We start from the raw sequence: 20,104 nt of genomic DNA, 5'->3' as shown, positions 1-20,104 counted from the left end.
CGCCTCGCTTATGCGAGGCTCCTCAGCATGAGGAGCGTGAAGGGTGGCTTTACAGAACGACGCCGAGCCGCTCAACGCCGATGGCGCGTTGAGCCCTCCTCACGCTGAGGAGGCCTGAAGGGCCGTCTCGAAGCACGCAGTCCGCAGGTCCGAGATCGGCTATCCGATATGCTCCGTCGTCGGATACGCCTCGTGGAACGCCTTCAAGCGCCGGAACACGCCCGTGTCGTAATTGGCCGGAACCGCTTCCTTCTCGGCGATCCAGGCGAACAGGTCGCGGTCCGGGACCTCGATGAGCGCCTCGAACGCGGCGAACTCCGCTTCGTCGAAGCGGTCGATCTCGGCGTCCGCGAAACGGCCCATCAGAAGATCCATCTCGCGCGTGCCGCGCCGCCAGGAGCGGTAGAGCGCGCGGCGACGCGCGGGATCGAGGCCTTCCGTCGTTCGGGTGGTGCCGGTCATGCGCTCAACATGTGGCGCCTTCGCCGGCCTCGCGCCAGCCCGAGATACGCCGTCATCCCGGACGGCCGACAGGCCGATCCGGGATCGTCCCCGGATTTGGCGCCTGCTGCCTGCTCCTTTGCCTGAACGCGATCCCGGCTCTCCGCAAACGCTCCGGCCGGGATGACGCTTCATGCCCTTGCATCCTTTCGAGCCCCGCCCTCCTCTATCGCCCCCATGCGCGACTCCCGCCTCGATCCCCTCTTCGCCGAAGCCACGACCCTGCCGGGCGTCGGGCCGAAGGTCGCGAAGGCGCTCGGCCGGCTGCTGCCGGATGCGCGGCCCGAAGGTCCGCGCGTCGTCGACGTCCTGTTCCATGCGCCGTCCGGCGCGATCGACCGGCGGGCGCGGCCGACGATCTCCGAGCTCGTCGCGGGCGAGGTCGCGACGCTCGAGGTCGAGGTCGAGCGTCACCAGCCGCCGCGCTCGCCGCGCGCGCCCTACCGCGTCGTCGTCGCCGATCCGACCGGCGCGATGACCCTGGTCTTCTTCCGCGCGCAGGCGGGATACATCGAGCGCCTGCTGCCGCTCGGCGAGAAGCGCTGGGTGTCGGGCGCGCCCGAGCTGTTCGACGGCGCGTTCCAGATGGTCCATCCGAGCCATGTGCTCGACGCCGAGGGGCTCGCCAAGCTGCCGCCGGTCGAGCCGACCTACCCGCTGGTCGAGGGCGTGACACACGGGCTTCTGGCGCGGACCGCCCGCGCGGCGCTCGAGCGGACGCCGGAGCTGCCGGAGTGGCAGAATGCGGCCTTCCTCGCGCAGCGCGATTTTCCGGGCTTCAGGACGGCGCTCGAGACGCTGCATCGGCCGCGCCGGCCGGGCGACGTCGCGCCCGAAGGGCCAGCGCTCACCCGTCTCGCCTATGACGAGCTGCTCGCGAACCAGCTGGCGCTTCAGCTCGTCCGGGCGCGCATGCGGCGCCTCGGCGGACGCGCGACGGTCGGAGACGGAAGACTGTCGCGGAAGATCGAGGCGGCGCTTTCCTTTGCGCTGACCGGCGCGCAGACGCGCGCCGTCGCGGCGATCCGCGCCGACCTGGCCTCGGAGACGCGGATGCTCCGCCTGCTTCAGGGCGACGTCGGCTCGGGCAAGACCGTCGTCGCGCTGCTCGCGGCCGCGACCGCAATCGAGGCCGGCCGCCAGGCGGCGCTGATGGCGCCGACCGAAATCCTCGCCCGCCAGCACCTCGCGACGCTGGAGCCGCTCGCGGCGACGGCCGGCATTCGCGTCGCGGTCCTCACCGGGCGCGAGAAGGGCCGCGAGCGCGCGAGCCTGCTGATGCGGCTCGAGGCCGGGGAGGTCGACCTCATCGTCGGCACCCATGCGCTGTTCTCGGACGACGTCGCGTTCCGCGACCTCGCATTGGCGGTCGTGGACGAACAGCACAAATTCGGCGTCCGCCAGCGGCTCGCGCTCGCGAGCAAAGGCGCGGCCGTCGACGTGCTGGTGATGACCGCGACCCCGATCCCGCGCACGCTGGTGCTGACGACCTTCGGCGACATGGACCATTCGGCGCTCGACGAGAAGCCGCCGGGCCGCACGCCGATCGACACGCGGCTCGTCAGCCTCGAGCGGCTCGACGAGGTGTATGGCGCGGTTGGCCGGGCGATCGAGAACGGCGCGCGGGTCTATTGGGTCTGTCCGCTGGTCGAGCAGTCCGAGACGCTCGACGTCGCGGCCGCGGAGGACCGCTTCGGCGCGCTCTCCGAGGCGTTTCCCGGCCGGGTGGGCCTCGTCCACGGCCGGATGAAGGGCGCGGAGAAGGATGCGGCCGTGGCTCGCTTCGTCTCGGGCGAAACGCCGATCCTGGTCGCGACCACGGTGATCGAGGTCGGGGTCAACGTGCCGGAAGCGACCGTCATGGTGATCGAGCACGCCGAGCGCTTCGGCCTCGCCCAGCTCCATCAGCTGCGCGGACGTGTGGGACGGGGCGCGGGCCGGTCGACCTGCCTGCTGCTCTGGAAGGGCCCGCTCGGCGAGACCGCGAAGGCGCGGCTCGAGACGCTGCGCGACACCGAGGACGGCTTCGTCATCGCCGAGAAGGACCTAGAGCTTCGGGGCGAGGGCGAGGTGCTGGGCGCGCGCCAGAGCGGCGCCCCGGTGTTCCGCCTCGCGAGGCTCGAGACGCATGGCGCGCTGGTCCGCGTCGCCCATGACGACGCCGGGCTGATCCTCTCGCGCGACCCCAACCTGACGGGAGAGCGCGGCCAAGCGCTGCGGCTCCTGCTGCACCTGTTCGAGCGCGACGCCGCCGTCAGACTCTTGCGCGCGGGCTGACGCTGCGCTCATGTCCCGGCCGAAGAGCCGGGACCCATTGGGCGCCGCGCTGAAGAAGTCCCGCCGTCGCGGCTTCGTGGACGGGTTGAGCCGAATGGGTCCCGGCTCACGGGGGGGACGTCGGCGCGGTGATCGCCTTCAACGCCGCCACCGGCAGGTCCAGCGGGCGAGATACCAGCCCGGCTCGACCGTCAGCTCGTCATTCTCCTCGACGACGGCGCAGCCGTTGAGCGCCGAATGCTGACGCTGATGAAAAATGCGGCACGACGACGGCTCGGCCTGCAGGCAGATCGCCACCACGAGTTCCGCGACGCCCATGTCGATGCTCCTTCTCCGACTTTCGTCGAAGACAGATGAGCAAGCGACGGGCCATCATACCCCGCAGTTCAGCATGGCTGCGTTGCGTCGACCTCGGCGTCAGATTCTCTGAAGCGTCGCTATTCGGCGGCTTCCGTTTCGGCCGCGCGGCTCGGCGAGGCGTCGATCTGTGGCGGCGGCGAGGCCGGCTCGACCTGGGCCTTGGCCAGCGCCTCGGCCGGCTGGATGATGCCCATCGACATGATGAGCTTGAAGGCCTCGTCGGTCGTCACGCCGATCTCGGTGACCTTGGATTCCTCCATCATCACCAGATAGCCGGTGGTCGGGTTCGGGGTGCAGGGCACAAACAGGCAGACGTGGTCGGGACCCGGCAGGCCGGCCGCGAGCGCGCCCCGCGCCGGCTCTGTGATGAAGCAGATCGACCACATTCCGGGACCCGGCCATTCGATCAGTCCGACCCGGCGGAAGCTCGTGCCGTCCTGCTTGAAGACGGTCTCGAAGATCTGCTTCACGCCCTTGTAGAGCGAGCGCACCACCGGCATCCGATCGAGCACGTTCTCGCCGGACTGCACGATGGTGCGGCCGACGAGGTTCGCGGCGAGGAAGCCTAGGATGGTGAGACCGATGACCGCGGCCAGCACGCCGACGCCCGGCACCGCCACCGGCAGGTAGCTGTTCGGGTTCCAGGCCGGCGGGATCAGCGGCTTCACCCAGCCGTCGATCAGGTTGATGAGCCAGAGCGTGAGCCAGATGGTGATGGCGACCGGACCCGCCACCACGAGGCCGGTGAGGAAATAGTTGCGAAGCCGCGCAAGACCGTGCGGCTTCGGCGCCGGGACGGGTTCGCCGAGCGGTCCAAGGGCGCCGGGCGCAGGCTGCGTCATCGGAATCACCCATTTCGTCGCGCCCCGCACGGGCGCCGCGACGCACAATAGCGCATATCATCTGGCGCGGCGCGACCCCGATGCGATAGGAGGCTGGCGGAACATGCAACCTCCTCCCGATCGCGACCGCGACGCGCGGCCGTCTTCCGTCGTCCGCCTGGGCTGGCTCGCGGCAGGCTGGCTGCTCGTCGGCCTCGGCGTCGCCGGACTGATCCTGCCGGTGATGCCAGGGACGGTCTTCCTGATCCTCGCGGCCGCCTGCTTCGCGCGCGGCTCGCCGCGGTTGGAGACTTGGTTGCTCGAACATCCCCGGCTCGGGCCGACGGTGAAGGCGTGGCGGAGCGACGGCGCGATCCCGCTGCGCGGCAAGATCGCGGCGTTCGCGGGCATGTCTTTCTCAGCCGTGCTGATCATGCTGTCGACCGCCCCGCCGATCGCTGTCGGCGCGACCCTCGCGCTCATCGTGATCGGGGCGATGTATGTCGGCACGCGCCCCTCGCGGCCAATGAAGGATTCGACCGATGACTGAAGAAGGCGATCGGCTGGGGGATCGCGTCGAGGCGCTCGAATCGCGCGTCGCGCATCAGGACCGGACCATCGAGGCGCTCAACGAGGTCGTCACCGCCCAATGGGCGACGATCGAGCGCCTGAAGCGCGAGGTCGAGGCCCTCGGCGAGCGTATGGAGGAGGCGGTCGCGGGACCGGGGCCGGTCGACCGTCCGCCTCCGCACTACTGAACGCTCCGACGCGGTGCGCGACCCCGTAACATTCGTCCGTCCATCTTCGAAAAAAGCCGGGGACCTGAGTGACGGCCCACCGACGCGGCGAGCCGTCCGCCGAGTGAAGAGGAAGAAGATGATTGACGGTCGACTCGACAGCAAAGGCCCTCGCGGCGCGCTCACCAGGCGTCAGGCCGCCGGCGCGCTCGCCGGCCTGACCGCGCTCGCCGCATTCGGCGCGCGTCCCGCGGCGGCGGGATCCGCCAGAAACGTAGTCCTGGTCCATGGTGCCTATGCCGATGGTTCGTGCTGGATCGACGTGATCGAGCGCCTTCAGGCCGCCGGGTATAGGGCGACCGCCGTGCAGAACTCGCTCGCGTCGCTGGCGGAGGACGCCGCGGCGACGAGACGGACGCTCGCGATCCAGGAGGGCCCGACCGTCCTCGTCGGCCATTCATGGGGCGGAGCGGTCATCTCCGAGGCCGGAAACGACCCGAACGTCTCCGCCCTCGTCTATGTCGCGGCGCGCGCGCCGGACGCAGGCGAGGACTATGCGGCTTTGGCGAAGACCTTCCCGACTCCGCCCGCGGCGTCCGGCTTCGTTCGGTCCAACGGCTTCACGCAGTTCACGGAGGACAGCTTCCTGCGCGATTTCGCAAACGGCGTGGATCCTGTCCGTGCGAAGGCCCTCTACGCCGTGCAGGGTCCGATCGCCGACGGGCTGTTTGCGTCGAAGACGACAGGCGCCGCGTGGCGCTCCAAGCCGAGTTGGTACGCGGTCTCGACGCAGGACAGGACGACGTCGCCGGACCTCGAGCGCTTTGTCGCAAAGCGGATGAAGGCTCGGACGATCGAGCTTCCGGCGGGCCATCTTTCGATGATCAGCCATTCGAAAGAGATCGCCGACCTCATCGTCGCTGCGGCGAACGCCGGCTGATCCTCGCATTTCACTCCACGGTCACCGACTTCGCCAGGTTCCTCGGCTGGTCGACGTCGGTGCCCATGAACACCGCCGTGTGGTAGGCGATGAGCTGGATCGGGATCGCGTAGATCAGCGGGCTGACGAAGGCGAAGGCCTTCGGCACCACCAGCGTCGCGAAGGTCTCGCCGGCGTGCTTCGCGCCCTCCGCGTCGGTGATCAGGACGATCCTGCCGCCGCGAGCCGCGACCTCCTGCATATTCGAGGCGGTCTTCTCGAACAGCGGGTCGAAGGGCGCGAGCACCACGACCGGCACGGTCTCGTCGACCAGCGCGATCGGGCCGTGCTTGAGTTCGCCCGCCGCGTAGCCTTCGGCGTGGATGTACGAGATCTCCTTGAGCTTCAGGGCGCCTTCGAGCGCGATCGGGAAGCTCGTGCCGCGACCGAGATAAAGCACGTCCTGGGCCTTGGCGAAGGTGGGCGCGAGCTTCTCGATCGCGTCCTCGAGATGCAGCGCCTCGGACATCAGCCGCGGCAGCTCGATCAGCGCCGCGACGAGCTTCTGCTCGTCGGCGTCGGACAGCACCTTGCGGTCCCGACCCGCCTTGATGGCGAGGGCGGCCAGCACCGCGAGCTGGCAGGTGAAGGCCTTGGTGGAGGCGACGCCCACCTCGACGCCCGCGACCGTCGGGAAGATCACGTCGGCCTCGCGCGCGATGGTCGAGGTCGGCACGTTGACGACCGCGCCGATCTTCACGCCTTGCGCCTTGCAGTGGCGCAGCGTCGCCAGCGTGTCGGCGGTCTCGCCGGACTGCGAGATCATCAGCGCGAGCGAGCCCGGCGCGAGCGGCGGCTCGCGGTAGCGGAACTCGGAGGCGATATCGATGTCGACGGGAAGCCGCGCGAACTTCTCGAACCAGTAGCGGGCCACCAGCCCGGCGTAATAGGCGGTGCCGCAGGCCGAGATCGCCAGCCGGTCGAGGGTTGAGAAGTCGAAATCGGCGCCGTCGGGCAGGCGGATACGGCCCGTCGTCATGTCGACATAGCGCACGAGGCTATGACCTACGACCTCCGGCTGCTCGGCGATCTCCTTCGCCATGAAGTGCCGGTAGGCGCCCTTGTCGACCATCACCGAAGCGACGGACGACCGGACCGTCTCGCGCTTCACCTTCGCGCCGGCGTCGTCGTAGATTTCGACCGACGAGCGCGTCAGCGCGCACCAGTCGCCGTCGTCGAGATAGGTCACGGCGTCGGTGAAGGGCGCGAGCGCGACCGCGTCGGAGCCGAGATAGGCCTCGCCCTCGCCATGGCCGATCGCGAGCGGCGAGCCGCGCCGGGCCCCGATCAGCAGGTCCTCCTCGCCGGCGAAGATGAAGGCGAGCGCGAAGGCTCCGCGGAGTTTGGCGAGCGTTTCCCGGACCGCCTCGCGCGGCGTCGCGCCGGCGGAGAGCGCGCGGGAGGCGAGGTGGGCGACGACTTCCGTGTCGGTCTGGCTCGTGAAGCTCGCGCCTTCGGCCTCGAGCTCGGCGCGGAGCTCCCGGAAATTCTCGATTATGCCGTTGTGCACGACGGCGACCCGCTCGGTGGCGTGCGGGTGGGCGTTGCTCTCGGTCGGCGCGCCATGGGTCGCCCAGCGGGTGTGGCCGATGCCGGTGAGGCCGCCGAGCGGCTCGGACTTCAGCTTCGCCTCGAGGTTCCGGAGCTTGCCCTCGGCCCGCCGGCGGACGATGCGGCCGTCCTCGAGCGTCGCGACGCCGGCCGAGTCATAGCCGCGATATTCGAGCCGCTTCAGCCCGTCGACGAGCTGCGGCGCAGCCGCCTCCCTGGCCAGAATGCCGACGATTCCGCACATGAGGCGCCCGACTCCGCTCAACGTCCCGCGCGAGCCTCATAGCACGGAGTGCTTAGCGGCGGCTGAAAGGTCGGAGCTCCGCGTCGCGGCTGGTCACGCCCTCTCCTTCTTCGCCTTCAGCCGCGCCTTGAGCTGCGCCGCCCGTCCCGGCTTCGTCACCTGCCGGGCGCGGGCGAGCGCAAGCGAATCCGCGGGCACGTCCTCGGTCAGCACGCTGCCGGTCGCGACATAGGACCCCTCCCCGATCGTCACCGGCGCGACGAGAGCCGAGTTCACCCCGACGAAGACGTCCGCGCCGATCGTCGTGCGGTGCTTCGAATAGCCGTCGTAATTGCAGGTGACCGTGCCGGCGCCGAGATTGGCGCGGGCGCCGACCGAGGCGTCGCCCACATAGGTCAGGTGGTTGAGCTTGGCGCCCTCGCCGATCTCGGCGTTCTTCACCTCGACGAAGTTCCCGGCCTTCGAGCCCGCCGCCATTTTCGCGCCGGGCCGCAGCCGCGCGAACGGACCGATCGAGACGCCCTCCCCGACGCTCGCGCCCTCGAGATGGCTGAAGGCGTGGATCACGGCGCGGTCCGCCACCGTCACTCCGGGGCCGAAGAAGACGTTCGGCTCGACGATCACATCGCGGCCGAGCCTGGTGTCGTGGCTGAAGAACACGGTTTCGGGGGCGACCAGGGTCGCGCCCGCCTCCATCGCGGCGGCGCGCAGCCGTCGCTGGAGCGCGGCCTCGACCTCGGCGAGCTGGGCGCGGGTGTTCACCCCCTGCACCTCGTCCTCCGGCGCCGCCTCGACCGCGACCGCGAGCCCGCTCATGACCGCGACCTCGACCACGTCGGTCAGGTAGAACTCGCCCTTGGCGTTGCGATCGCCGATCTTCTCGAGCAGCTCCAGCGCCATGGCGCCCGAAATCGCCATCAGGCCGCCATTCGAGAGCCGGATCGCCCGCTCCTCGTCGCTCGCGTCCTTCTCCTCGCGGATCGCCACGACATTGTCTCCGCGCGAGATCAGCCGGCCATAGCCGGTCGGATCGCGCGCCTCGAAGCCGAGCACCACGACCGAGGCGCCGTGGCCGAGCGGCGCGCGCAGGCGCTTCAGCGTCTCAGGGCGCACCAAAGGCGTGTCGCCGTAGACCACGAGCACGTCGTCGAACTCGGTCCCGATCGCCTCGCGGGCGGCGAGCACGGCGTGCGCCGTGCCGCGGCGCTCGCCCTGCACGAAAACTTTGGCCTCCGGCGCGAACCGGCGCGCCTCGTCGGCGACGTCCTCGCGTCCGGGACCGACCACCACGGCGAGCGCGCCCGATCCCGCCTCGTTCGCCGCGGCCAGCACATGGGCGATCAGCGTGCGGCCCGCGGCCCGGTGGAGAACCTTCGGAAGGTCAGAGCGCATCCGCGTCCCCTCGCCTGCGGCGAGCACCACGGTGAGGCAGCTGCGGTCGGCGGCGGATGAGCTCATTTCGGTCTCTGCAAGGTCGGGCGCGGCCTCTGGACCGCATTGCGCGGCGACAGTGGCGCGTCGCGCGGTCGCTCGCAACCGGCTCCGGCGGCCCGGCGCGATGGAAACAACCGCGACTCAGCTATCCTCTTTGCGCGTCGTGATTTCCGGAGCGCTCAGTGAGCCGATACACCTATGACGAGCGCGTCGATGATCGGCGGCTGGGGCCGGTCGCGCCCGCCGTGGTCTGGGGCGCGGTCATGGTCGCGGCGCTTGCGGGGGCCGGCGCGGTGACCTGGCGCGGCGTCGCCGACCCGCGCTCGTCCGAACGCCTGGTGGCGGCCCCCGAAGAGCGGGCGCTGAGGCTCGAGGTCGCGCGGCTCGCCGCCGAGCGCGAGACGTTGTCCAACCGGCTCGCGGCGCTGGAGCGCGGCGTCGGCGAGCTCAAGATCGCGGCCCGCAACGCCCAGGCGCCCGAGACGACGGGATCGGTCGCGCGCGTCGTCACCACGATCCCCGAACCGCGCCCCGGGGGCTTCGCGCTGTCGCTCGGGCCGGACGTCTCGATCGACGCCGTGCGGCGGCGCTGGAGCGCGCTCGTCGGCCGGCACCCGCAGGTGCTGGCGAGGCTTTCGCCGCGCGCGCAGCGGAGCCAGGCGACGCCGGGGCTCTACGACCTCGTGGCCGGGCCCTTCCCGAACCGGACGGACGCCGAGCGCGCCTGCGCCACGCTTGCCGAACAGGGCCTCGCCTGCGATACGACGACCTATGCGGGCGACCCGGTCGGGCGCCCCTGACGCGAAAGCCGTGAGGGCCGGCTTCAGCGTCCGCGCACTGGAATTGCAGCGATCGGACGACATCATCCGTGCTCCGCTCCCTCTCGCCCTCGAATCGGTCGGCCGAGGCCGCCAAGCGTCCCGCTCATGAACCGTAGAGACTTCTGCTCCGGCGTCGCGTCGGGCGTGCTGGCGTCAGGCGTCATGGCGGCGCCGCTCGGATCGGCGCGGGCGCAGCAGCCGGCGCCGCCGGATCTGCTGAGCGACGGCGCGCCGTTCTCGCGCGAGGCGGTGCTCGAGCAGGCGCAGCGGCTGGCCGGGCGCGGCTACGAGGCGCCGCGCGGCTTCCTGCCGAACGGCTTCGCCGAGCTGCCGCAGGACGTCTTCCGCTCGATCCGCATGAAGCCCGAACGCGCGCTCTGGACCGCTGAGAACCGCGGCTTCACGCTCGACCTGCTGCCCGGCGGGTTCATCTATCGCTCGCCTGTCCGCATCGGGCTCGTCGAGGACGGTCGGGTCCGGATGATCGCGGACGACGACGAGTGGTTCGATTTCGGCCGCGCGCCGAAGCCGCCCGCTGACCGGCCCTTCCCGCTCTCCGGCTTCACGGCCCGCGCGCCGCTCGAACAGCCGGAGGAGCTGCGCGACTTCCTGACCTTCCAGGGCGCGACGATCTTCCGCGCGCTCGCCCGCGGTCAGATCTTCGGCGCCTCCGCGCGCGGGCTCGCGATCGATGTCGGCGAGCCGAACGGCGAGGAGTTCCCGCTGTTCCGGGCGCTCTGGATCGAGCGTCCGGGTTCCGGCGGCAACGCCATCGTGGTCCATGCCCTGCTCGACAGCCGCCGCGTCGCCGGCGCCTACCGCTTCGTCGTCCGGCCGGGCGAGATCACGGTGGTCGACGTCGAGCTCACGCTGTTCGCGCGCGAGCCGCTCGGCCATGTCGGCATCGCGCCGATGAGCTCGATGTATCTGTTCGGCCCCAACGACCGCGCGGGCGTGGACGACGTCCGCGGGCAGGTCCACCGCGCCGACGGGCTGCAGATCTGGAACGGCGGCGGCGAATGGGTGTGGCGGCCGCTCAGCAATCCGGGCGACCTGCAGATCAGCGTGTTCGGCGACAGGGACCCGCGCGGCTTCGGCCTGCTGCAGCGCCAGCGCGGCTTCCAGCCCTACAATGATCTCGGCCGCCGCTATGACCGCATGCCGAGCGTCTGGGCGCAGCCGATCGGCGACTGGGGCGAGGGCCAGCTCCAGTTGCTCGAGATCCCGACCGACACCGACATCAACGAGAACGTCGTGGCCTATTGGCGCCCCAAGGCGCCGATCGACCCCAAGACGCCGTTCTCGATCGCCTACCGGCTACACTGGTGCTGGTCGCCGCCCGATCGCGCGCCTGGCGCGACCGTGGTCTCGACCGTAACGGGCGCGGCCGGCGGCAGACGGCGGCGCTTCATCGTCGATTTCGCCGGCGACGCGGTCGCAGACCCCGCCCGCGCGTCTTTGATCCGCCCGCAGGCCACGACCTCGGCGGGCCAGATCCAGGAGGTCGTCGGCCGCGCCAATCCGGAGATCAAGGGCTACCGGGTGACGTTCACGCTCGACCCGGCGAACGAGGATCTCTGCGAGCTCCGCATGGTGCTCGAGGGCGAAGGCGGCCGGATCGGCGAGACCTGGCTCTACAGGTGGACGGCGTGACCGGAGCCGATGGCCGGGCCAACGCGCTTCCGGCGATGCCGCCCGAGGCGCCGCTGAGGATGCCGTCGCAGCCGCTCTGGACGTGGTCCAAGCACGACGTCCGGCCGCTCGTCGAGCCGAAGGCGTGGAAGACGCCATGGGTGAGCCGGGCGTTCGTCGGCGTCGGACTGGTGGCCGCGGTCGTGCTGGGCGGGCGCGAGATGTACGGCGTCGTCGAGGTCGGCGGCGTCACCGTGCTCGAATGGGCGCTGCTCTTCCTGTTCCTCGTCAACTTCTCCTGGATCGCGCTCGCCTTCGCGAGCTCGATCGTCGGCTTCGTCGCGCTGTTCGGGAAGCCCGCGATCGCCGAGCCGGAAGCGCCGGAGCGGCTCGGTTCGCGCAACGCGCTCGTCATGCCGATCTACAACGAGCAGCCGAGCCGGGTGTTCGGGGCGATCCAGGCGATCCACGAGGACATCGCGCGCCTTGGCCTGGGCGCGCATTTCGACTGCTTCCTGCTCTCCGACACGACCGACCCGGACGTCTGGATCGCCGAGGAACGGGCCTTCCTCGCGCTGCGCGAGGCGCTCGGACCGGAGGCTCGCGTCTTCTACCGCCACCGGGAGAAGAACCATCGGCGCAAGGCCGGCAATATCGAGGATTTCGTGACCCGCTGGGGCGGGAGCTACGACCACATGGTGATCTTCGACGCCGACAGCCTGATGACCGGGCATGCGGTGACGGCGCTCGCCGCCGCCATGGAGGCCGACCCCGACGCCGGCATCATCCAGACGCTCCCCCTCGTCATCAGCCGCAACACGCTGTTCGCCCGCGTCCAGCAATTCGCGAGCCGGGTCTACGGGCCGGTGATCGCGGCCGGCATCGCGGTCTGGTACGGCCGCGACGGCAATTATTGGGGGCACAACGCCATCATCCGCATGGCGGCCTTCGCGGGCGGCGGCGGCTTGCCGGACCTCAAGGGCCGCCCGCCCTTCGGCGGCCTGATCCTGTCCCACGACTTCGTCGAGGCGGCGCTGATCCGGCGCAAGGGCTGGGCGGTCTACATGCTGCCGCGGATCGAGGGCTCCTATGAGGAAAGCCCGCCCTCGCTGATCGACCTCTCCCAGCGCGACCGCCGCTGGTGCCAGGGCAATCTGCAGCACACCGCGCTGCTGACCACGCGCGGGCTCTATCCCTTAAGCCGCCAGCATTTCCTGAACGGCATCTTCTCCTATTTGGCCTCGCCGTTCTGGATGTTCATGCTGCTCTGCGGCATCGCGCTCGCGCTGCAGTCGAAGTTCATCCGGCCGGAATATTTCACCGACGAATTCGCGCTGTTCCCGGCCTGGCCGCGCTTCGACGCCGAGCGCGCGCTCGCTCTGTTCGGCGTGACGATGGCGATCCTGATCGCGCCCAAGTTCTTCGGGCTGATCATCCATCTGATGAACGGCGCCTCGCGGCGTGGCAGCGGCGGCGCGTTCCGCACGCTGGTCTCGGCGATCCTCGAGATCATCCTGTCGTCGCTGTTCGCGCCGATCATGATGCTCGTGCAGTCGGGGTCGGTGTTCCAGATCCTCGCGGGCCGCGCCACGGGGTGGAATCCGCAGCGCCGCGACGACGGCTCGATCCCGTTTGGCGACATCGTCCGGCGACATCGCTGGCACATGGCGCTCGGCGCGGTGACACTGGTGACGGCGTTGATGATCGCGCCGTCGCTCGCCGGCTGGATGTCGCCCACGATCGCGGGCCTGCTGCTTGCGATCCCGCTCTCATGGCTTTCCGGTCACCTCGCCTCGGGCCTGTTCCTCAAGCGCCTCGGCCTGATGCTGATCCCGGAGGAGACGACCGTGCCGCCGATCGCGGCCGCGGCGCGCGAGAAAGGCGCCCTCCTCGCCGCGCGCGGCGTCGACGAGGGCGAGGGGCTGGCGGCGCTCGTCGCCGACCCGGACTTCTTCCGCGAGCACGACCGCATGCTGCCGGTCGCGCCGTCGCGCCCCCGCGGCGCGCCCGAGCCGGAACGCGTGATGGCGGCCGCCAAGCTGACCGAGGCTGAGACGCTCGCCGACGCCGTCGCCTGGCTCACCCCGAAGGAGAAGACCGTGCTGCTCCACGACCGGGCGCTGCTGTCGCTCGCGTCGCGGCTGCCCGCAGGGCCTGCCTCAGACCAGCGCGAAATCGTCGGCCGTCAGCTCTAGCTGCGGTTTGAGCTTGGCGAAGAGCACGGCCGCGCCGGCGCCCGATCCGTCGGCGTCGTAGAACAGTTCGCCGGTCTCGATGGCGTAGATGAGCCGCTGCTCGGCGGAAGTCGCGACGCCGTCGGCGGTCGCGGCGAACTCGGCGGCGGCTAGCGTTTCGCCTGTCAGGGCCTGAAAGACGTCGCGCGACAGCCGGATCTCGTCGGGACCTTCGCCGAAATCGGCGATCCGGTCGACATTGTCGGCGCCGAGCGTCGAGTCGAAGACGAAGGCGTCGCCGCCCCGCCCGCCGACCAGCCTGTCGGCGCCTTCGCCGCCGGAAAGGACGTCGGCCGAGGTTCCGCCCTTCACGAGATCGTCGCCGGCGCCTCCCGAAAGATCGTCGCGCCCGGTCTGCCCACGCAACGCATCGTCGCCGAGGCCGCCCGCGAGCCTGTCAGCGCCGCCCGCCCCTTCAAGCACGTCGTCGCCGCCCGCGCCTCTGACGCGATCGGCCAGCTCCGACCCGAAAACCAGGTCCGCCGGTGCCTTGCCGGCGAAGTCGGCCGCCGTCGAGAAAGCGGTCACGCGATAGTCGAGATGCAGCCACGTTCCGTCGATGTAGTCATTGACGTCATAGGCGCCCTGATAGGTCACGCCATCGGCGAGCGTCGCCGTATATTGCAGGTCCATCGGGCGATCGAACGGCTGGTACAGATAGTCGCCGAAGTCTCCCACGGTCGACGAGATATCGCCTTCCCAGACGTAGTAGCCGAGCTCTTCATCGTAATAGCCGGAAAGGCCATATGACAGGGTCACGGTCGCAGTCTCGCCCTCGCGATAGATGACGAACAGCGGACTGACCTGAGAGGCTTCCTTGCTGATGAGCATCGGGACCGGCACCTCTTATGGCGTCAATATAAGCAGTATGTCTACAATATAGGCGAAAAATATCAGTACTATTACCTATCTCTTCTGTTGTCTCTCGTTCAACAAACGCTTCAAGGCGGCGCGACTTTCATGCCGCGCCGCCGTCCCGTCCGCCTCGTCAGGCCGCGAGCTTCTTCGCGATCTCGGCGACGTGCTTGCCCTGGAAGCGCGCGCCCGCGAGCTCGTTGTCGCTCGGCTGGCGCGAGCCGTCGCCGTTCGCGATGGTGCTCGCGCCATAAGGCGAGCCGCCCGTGACGGCGTCGACGCACATCTGGCCCGCGAAAGAATAGGGCAGCCCCACCACCACGAAGCCGAGATGCATCAGGGTCGGGACGAATGTCAGGATCGTGCTCTCTTGCCCGCCATGCTGGGTCGCCGAAGAGGTGAAGGCGGCGCCGACCTTGCCGTTGAGCGCGCCCTTGGCCCACAGGCCGCCGGTCTGGTCGATGAAGGCGCGCATCTGCGAGGCGAAGACGCCATAGCGGGTCGGGGCGCCGAAGATGACGGCGTCGTATTCGGGAAGCTCATCCACGGTCGCGACCGGGGCCGCCTGGTCGAGCTTGAAGTGGTTCTGGCGCGCGACCTCTTCCGGGACCGTCTCGGGCACGCGCTTCACGGTGACGTCCGCGCCAGCCTCGCGGGCGCCCTCGGCGACGGCGTTCGCCATCGTCTCGATATGCCCGTAGGTCGAATAATAGAGCACCAGCACCTTGGTCATCGGGGCCTCCCTTTTGTCGTCTCCGGCCGCCGCCGGCCGCTCGGCGCGCAAGGTGAGGGCGGACGCGAAGCTCGGCAAGCCGGGGCGCTGCGATCCATGGTTTGCGCAAAATCAAGCAAAGCCCCGGCGCCGCGCGCGCCTGGCCGCGCGCATGGGAACGATCGATGCTATGCAGCGCCGATTCCCGAGACGACGAGCGCCGCATGACCGAGGCCGAGACCGCAGCGCCGACCGGCGCGCCGCCGCCATCCGTGCGGCTGACCCGCGACGGGAGCGTCGCGACGCTCACGATCGACCGGCCGGTCCGCAAGAACGCGATCGACCAGGCGGCCTGGCGCGCCCTGACGGAGGTCTCGGCGGAAATCGCGGCCGATCCGGACATCTCCGCCGTGGTCGTCCGCGGAGCCGGCGGCGTGTTCTCGGCCGGCGCGGACATTTCGGAATTCGTCGCGCTCACGGAGGCGTCGGCTGAGCGCCGGGACGCCTTCGCGGACGCCGTGCGCGACGGCGAAGAGGCGGTCGCGCGGATCGCAAGACCCACGGTCGCCGCGATCGAGGGCCCTTGCGTCGGCGGCGGCTGCCAGATCGCGCTCGCCTGCGACCTCCGGATCGCCGCCGAGGGGGCGCGCTTCGGCGTGACGCCCGCAAAGCTCGGCATCGTCTATCCGGTCGTCAGCACGCGCCGGCTGGTCGCGACGGTCGGACGCTCGGCCGCCAAGGACCTGTTGTTCACCGGCCGCCTGATCGACGCGGCGGAAGCGCTGCGCATCGGCCTCGTGGACCGGGTGGTCCCTGCGGATCGGCTCGACGAGGAGGTCGCGACGCTGGTCGGCCAGATCGTTGCGAACTCGCGCTATTCGCTCGCCGCCGCCAAGATCACGGTCGACGCGCTCGGCGCGGAGGCGTCCGACCTCGATCGCCTCGAGGCGCTGTGGCGCGGCGGCTTCGCGGGCGAGGATCTGAAGGAAGGCGCGCGGGCGTTCCTCGAGAAGCGCAAGCCTGTTTTCACGTGGCGCGGCTAGAGCGGCGGGAGGCGGCGGTCCGATGGAGACGTTCGAATGGATCATCGCGCTGCTGTTCGGGGCGGCGCTCCTCGCGATGCTGGCGCGCCGCCTCGGCGCCCCCTACCCGTCCTTCCTCGCCATCGGCGGGGCTTGCCTCGCCTTCGTGCCGCACAGCCCGGAATGGACGCTCGACCCGCATCTCGCCCTGACGCTGTTCGTTGCGCCGATCCTGGTCGACGCCGCCTATGACGCGTCGCTGCGGGACCTGCGCGACAACTGGGCCCCGGTGGCGGGACTGGTGGTCGCCGCGGTCGTCGCCACCACGGCGGCGGTGGCTGTCCTGGTGCATTGGCTCGTGCCCGACATGCCCTGGGCGGTCGCGATCGCGCTCGGCGCGATCGTCGCGCCGCCGGACGCCGCGGCCGCGAGCGCCGTGGTGCGCCAGGTCGGGCTGCCGCACCGAATCGTCAAAATTCTCGAGGGTGAGAGCCTTCTGAACGACGCCAGCGCCCTGCTGATCTATCGGCTCGCGATCCTCGCCGCGATGGACGGAGAATTCAGCGTCGCCTCTTTCGCGCCGGTCCTCGTCCTCACCGTGGTCGGCAGCGTCGTGGCCGGATACGCCGTGGCGCGGCTCACCGGCCCGCTCACCCGCGTCGGCGACGCGCCGATCGCGATCATCCTGCAGTTCTCGTTGACCTTCGGCGTCTGGATCGCGGCCGAGGCCGCCGGTCTGTCCGGCATCCTGACCATCGTGGTCTACGCCATGACCGTCGCCCGCATGTCGGGCCAGCGCTTCCCGGCGCGGATGCGCGTGCCCGTTTTCGCCGTATGGGAGACGGCGGTGTTCGTGCTGAACGCCTTCGCCTTCGTGCTGGTCGGGTTGCAGATCGGGCCGATCTGGGAGCGGCTCGGCGACCTGCGTTTCTCCTACGCCGCTATCGCGCTCGCGGTGCTCGTCGCCGTGATCCTCGCACGCTTCGCCTGGGTGATGGCCTTCAACAAGGTGATCCGCATGCGGATCGACCGTTACGGCTTCAACCCGCCCCGCCCGATGATGCGGCCGACAGTCGCGAGCGGCGTCGTGATCTCCTGGGCCGGCATGCGCGGCATCGTCACCCTGGCGGCCGCCTTCGCGGTGCCCGAGACGCTTTCCGACGGCTCGCCCTTTCCGTATCGCGACCTCATCCTGCTGACGGCCTTCACGGTCACGCTCGGGACCCTCACCCTCCAGGGGCTGACCCTGAAGGCTCTGATCATCCGATCGGGCCTCTCCGACGACGATCCGGTCGCGCGCGAGGTCCGGCTCGCTCGGGTCGAAATCCACCGCGCCGCGCTCGCGGCGATCGAAGGCGACGACAGCCTGCCGGCCAGGCTGCTGCGCAAGGAATATCAGGGCGCGATCGAGCTGAACCAGGCCAATGGAGACTCCAGCCCCGACGACCGACCGGGCGACGGGTTGAGGCGGAAGGCGATCGCGGCCGCGCGCGATCGCATGGTCGAACTCCGGCGCGACTCCGTCATCGGCGACGACGCCTTCCACGTCGTCGAGGCCGAGCTCGACTGGGCGGAACTGGGCGCCGGCTGAACCGGGCCTGCGAGGCCGCCGGCGCGCCCCCGCATTTGACAGCGTGGCCTGGCGCGCCATCATTTCGCGCCTGCGAGATCATCAATCCCGAACGCCCCCAGGAGTCGCTCATCGATGACGAGCCGCATCGTCGCGGTCGAACCCTTCGACCTTGTCGTGTTCGGCGGCACGGGCGACCTGGCGCATCGCAAGCTGTTCCCCTCGCTCTTCCTGCGCGACCGCGACGGCCAGCTGAGCGAGCCGAGCCGGATCGTCGGAGTCTCGCGCTCAAAGCTCGACCGGAAGCAATTCCGCGCCGAGGTGAAGACCGCGCTCGAAACCTACGTTTCGAAAACTGATCTCGACAAAGCGGCGGTCTCGCGCTTCCTCGACCGGCTGCACTTCATCATGGTCGACGCGACCGGCGAGGCTGGCTGGGACGATCTGGCCAAGCTGATCGCCGACGGGCTCGACAAGGTCCGCGCCTTCTATCTCGCGACCTCGCCGGATCTGTTCGACGACATCACTCACGGCCTGTCGAAGCACAATCTGCTGACGCCCAAGACCCGTGTGGTGCTGGAGAAGCCGCTCGGCCGCGACCTCGCCTCGGCGCGGGAGATCAACGAGGCGGTCGCCGACGTGCTGCCCGAGAGCCAGATCTACCGGATCGATCATTATCTCGGGAAGGAGACGGTGCAGAATTTGATGGCGCTGCGCTTCGCCAACGTGCTGTTCGAGCCGGTCTGGGACTCCGCCCATGTCGACCACGTCCAGATCACGGTCGCCGAGAAAGTCGGGGTCGAGGGCCGCGCCGGCTATTACGACAAGTCCGGCGCGCTGCGCGACATGGTGCAGAACCACATGTTGCAGCTCTTGTGCCTCGTCGCCATGGAGCCGCCCTCGGCGATGGAGGCGGACGCCCTGCGGGACGAGAAGCTCAAGGTCCTGCGAGCGCTCAAGCCGATCGACGACAGCAACATCCGTTCGCTCACCGTGCGCGGCCAGTACCGCTCCGGCGCGATCGACGGCAAGTCGGCGCCCGCCTATCGGGACGAGCTCGGCGGCGAAGAGAGCACGATCGAGACCTTCGTGGCGCTCAAGGCCGAGGTCCAGACCTGGCGCTGGGCGGGCGTGCCCTTCTATCTGCGCACCGGAAAGCGCCTGCCGTCGCGCGTGTCCGAGATCGTCATCCAGTTCCGCGAGGTGCCGCTGTCGATCTTCGGCGCGGCCGGCGGGTTCCTGGCCCCGAACCGGCTCGTGATCCGACTTCAGCCGGACGAAGGCGTGAAGCTCTATCTGATGATCAAGGACCCCGGCCCCGGCGGCCTGCGGTTCCGCGAGGTGCCGCTGAACCTCTCCTTTGCGGAGACGTTCAAGGGTCCCAACCCGGACGCCTATGAGCGTCTGCTGATGGACGTGATCCGCGGCAACCAGGCGCTGTTCATGCGGCGCGACGAGGTCGAGGCGGCCTGGATCTGGGCCGACCCGATCCTCGAGAGCTGGTCGCGGCTCGGCCGCGTCCCGGATCCCTACACGGCGGGCACCTGGGGCCCGTCCGCCGCCGTGGCGCTGATCGAGCGCGACGGCCGCACCTGGCACGAGGACCCCGCGTGAGCGACGGCGATAGCCTCAAGATCAACCTGCGGACGTTCCCCGACCGGGAGGCGCTCGCGAGCGCTCTCGCCGAAGAGGTCGCGGAGGCGCTGCGCAACGCCATCGGCGACGGCGGCGAGGCGACGCTCGCGGTCTCGGGCGGATCGACGCCCAAACTGTTCTTCCATGCGCTGTCGAAGGCGGAGCTCGACTGGGAGTCGGTGACCGTCACGCTGGTCGACGAGCGCTGGGTTCCGGACACCGAGGAGCGCTCGAACGCGCGCCTCGTCCAGGAGCACCTGCTCTGGAACGAGGCCGCGCGCGCGCGCTTCGTCCCGCTCTTCATCGACGCAAATTCGCCGGAGGGCGCCCTGCCCGAGGTCCAGCAGCGGGTCGCCGACCTTTCCGGCCCGCTCACCGTCGCGGTGCTGGGCATGGGCGACGATGGTCACACCGCCTCCTTCTTCCCCGGCGGCGACCGTCTCGAGGACGCGATCGACCCAACCGGCAAGGCGCTCGTCCTACCGATGCGCGCGAAGGCCGCGATCGAGCCCCGAATCACGCTGACGCTGCCCGTTCTGCTCGCCGCGAAGAAGCTCGTGCTGCATGTCGAGGGCGAGGCGAAGAAAAGGGTGCTCGACGAAGCGCTTGCGGGCGACGATCCTCTGCAGATGCCGATCCGCGCCGTGATCCGGAACGCGCGCGAACCGCTCGAGGTGGCATGGGCGCCCTGAGGCGCTTCCTACATTCGCCAAGCTTGG

18 protein-coding genes are annotated in these 20,104 nt (G+C 69.9%); 11 read left to right on the top strand and 7 right to left on the bottom strand.

Annotated features, from left to right (window positions below; genetic code table 11):
• Positions 1 to 159: 159 nt before the first annotated feature.
• Positions 160 to 462: an FAD assembly factor SdhE gene (locus EK403_RS03005; RefSeq protein WP_128776023.1), complete on the bottom strand. Its 303-nt coding sequence runs from the start codon at positions 460 to 462 to the stop codon at positions 160 to 162.
• A 216-nt stretch (positions 463 to 678) separates the two neighbouring features.
• Between EK403_RS03005 and recG the strand changes: the two genes are divergently transcribed.
• Positions 679 to 2,778 carry an ATP-dependent DNA helicase RecG gene (recG, locus tag EK403_RS03000; RefSeq protein WP_128776022.1) on the top strand — a complete coding sequence of 700 codons (2,100 nt, stop codon included), beginning with the start codon at positions 679 to 681 and terminating at the stop codon, positions 2,776 to 2,778.
• Between the two features lie 138 nt (positions 2,779 to 2,916).
• On the opposite strand, the gene EK403_RS02995 is transcribed toward recG, so the two are convergent.
• Positions 2,917 to 3,096, bottom strand: a complete 180-nt coding sequence (locus EK403_RS02995) for a hypothetical protein (RefSeq protein WP_128776021.1) — start codon at positions 3,094 to 3,096, stop codon at positions 2,917 to 2,919.
• Between the two features lie 119 nt (positions 3,097 to 3,215).
• Positions 3,216 to 3,980: a DUF502 domain-containing protein gene (locus EK403_RS02990; RefSeq protein ID WP_245479472.1), complete on the bottom strand. Its 765-nt coding sequence runs from the start codon at positions 3,978 to 3,980 to the stop codon at positions 3,216 to 3,218.
• Between the two features lie 103 nt (positions 3,981 to 4,083).
• Here EK403_RS02990 and EK403_RS02985 point away from each other — a divergent pair, with 103 nt between their 5' ends.
• From EK403_RS02985 to EK403_RS02975, 3 genes are all read left to right on the top strand, one after another.
• Positions 4,084 to 4,509, top strand: coding sequence for a YbaN family protein (locus EK403_RS02985; protein WP_128776020.1), 426 nt, complete (start codon positions 4,084 to 4,086; stop codon positions 4,507 to 4,509).
• The gene (locus tag EK403_RS02980; protein ID WP_128776019.1) at positions 4,502 to 4,717 is read left to right on the top strand and encodes a SlyX family protein; all 216 of its coding nucleotides are present in this window, start codon (positions 4,502 to 4,504) and stop codon (positions 4,715 to 4,717) included. The genes EK403_RS02985 and EK403_RS02980 overlap by 8 nt, the downstream gene beginning before the upstream one ends.
• A 118-nt stretch (positions 4,718 to 4,835) precedes the next feature.
• Complete coding sequence (locus tag EK403_RS02975) at positions 4,836 to 5,636, top strand: alpha/beta fold hydrolase (RefSeq protein WP_128776018.1); 801 nt, start codon at positions 4,836 to 4,838, stop codon at positions 5,634 to 5,636.
• A 10-nt stretch (positions 5,637 to 5,646) separates the two neighbouring features.
• On the opposite strand, the gene glmS is transcribed toward EK403_RS02975, so the two are convergent.
• Both glmS and glmU read right to left on the bottom strand, forming a co-directional pair.
• On the bottom strand, positions 5,647 to 7,470 hold the full coding sequence (gene glmS, locus EK403_RS02970) for a glutamine--fructose-6-phosphate transaminase (isomerizing) (RefSeq protein WP_128776017.1): 1,824 nt from the start codon (positions 7,468 to 7,470) through the stop codon (positions 5,647 to 5,649).
• A 93-nt stretch (positions 7,471 to 7,563) separates the two neighbouring features.
• Positions 7,564 to 8,928 carry a bifunctional UDP-N-acetylglucosamine diphosphorylase/glucosamine-1-phosphate N-acetyltransferase GlmU gene (gene glmU / locus EK403_RS02965; protein WP_128776016.1) on the bottom strand — a complete coding sequence of 455 codons (1,365 nt, stop codon included), beginning with the start codon at positions 8,926 to 8,928 and terminating at the stop codon, positions 7,564 to 7,566.
• 158 nt (positions 8,929 to 9,086) lie between these two features.
• Between glmU and EK403_RS02960 the strand changes: the two genes are divergently transcribed.
• The 3 genes from EK403_RS02960 to mdoH all read left to right on the top strand — a co-directional run bounded on the left by EK403_RS02960 (position 9,087) and on the right by mdoH (position 13,552).
• Entirely contained in the window at positions 9,087 to 9,704 is a 618-nt protein-coding gene (locus tag EK403_RS02960) for an SPOR domain-containing protein (RefSeq protein ID WP_128776015.1), read from the top strand.
• A gap of 126 nt (positions 9,705 to 9,830) precedes the next feature.
• Positions 9,831 to 11,378, top strand: a complete 1,548-nt coding sequence (locus tag EK403_RS02955; RefSeq protein WP_128776014.1) for an OpgD/OpgG family glucan biosynthesis protein — start codon at positions 9,831 to 9,833, stop codon at positions 11,376 to 11,378.
• Positions 11,366 to 13,552 (top strand): glucans biosynthesis glucosyltransferase MdoH, encoded by a 2,187-nt coding sequence (mdoH, locus tag EK403_RS02950; protein WP_428979566.1) that lies wholly within the window; start codon positions 11,366 to 11,368, stop codon positions 13,550 to 13,552. The genes EK403_RS02955 and mdoH overlap by 13 nt, the downstream gene beginning before the upstream one ends.
• On the opposite strand, the gene EK403_RS02945 is transcribed toward mdoH, so the two are convergent.
• Both EK403_RS02945 and wrbA read right to left on the bottom strand, forming a co-directional pair.
• Positions 13,517 to 14,422, bottom strand: a complete 906-nt coding sequence (locus EK403_RS02945; RefSeq protein WP_128776013.1) for a calcium-binding protein — start codon at positions 14,420 to 14,422, stop codon at positions 13,517 to 13,519. The genes mdoH and EK403_RS02945 overlap by 36 nt on opposite strands.
• 157 nt (positions 14,423 to 14,579) lie before the next feature.
• Positions 14,580 to 15,179, bottom strand: coding sequence for an NAD(P)H:quinone oxidoreductase (gene wrbA / locus EK403_RS02940; RefSeq protein WP_128776012.1), 600 nt, complete (start codon positions 15,177 to 15,179; stop codon positions 14,580 to 14,582).
• Between the two features lie 203 nt (positions 15,180 to 15,382).
• Between wrbA and EK403_RS02935 the strand changes: the two genes are divergently transcribed.
• From EK403_RS02935 to pgl, 4 genes are all read left to right on the top strand, one after another.
• A complete protein-coding gene (locus EK403_RS02935; protein WP_128776011.1) occupies positions 15,383 to 16,201 on the top strand; it encodes an enoyl-CoA hydratase/isomerase family protein in 819 nt (272 codons plus the stop codon).
• A gap of 22 nt (positions 16,202 to 16,223) precedes the next feature.
• A complete protein-coding gene (locus EK403_RS02930) occupies positions 16,224 to 17,771 on the top strand; it encodes a Na+/H+ antiporter (RefSeq protein WP_128776010.1) in 1,548 nt (515 codons plus the stop codon).
• Positions 17,772 to 17,885: 114 nt separating this feature from the next.
• Positions 17,886 to 19,364, top strand: coding sequence for a glucose-6-phosphate dehydrogenase (zwf, locus tag EK403_RS02925; protein ID WP_128776009.1), 1,479 nt, complete (start codon positions 17,886 to 17,888; stop codon positions 19,362 to 19,364).
• Positions 19,361 to 20,077: a 6-phosphogluconolactonase gene (gene pgl, locus EK403_RS02920; protein WP_245479471.1), complete on the top strand. Its 717-nt coding sequence runs from the start codon at positions 19,361 to 19,363 to the stop codon at positions 20,075 to 20,077. The genes zwf and pgl overlap by 4 nt, the downstream gene beginning before the upstream one ends.
• Positions 20,078 to 20,104 lie beyond the last annotated feature (27 nt).

The sequence above is a fragment of the Hansschlegelia zhihuaiae genome, assembly GCF_004103825.1.
Lineage (GTDB): Bacteria > Pseudomonadota > Alphaproteobacteria > Rhizobiales > Methylopilaceae > Methylopila > Methylopila zhihuaiae.
Note: the sequence above shows the minus strand (reverse complement) of the source record. Positions and strands in the feature narration are given on the sequence as shown.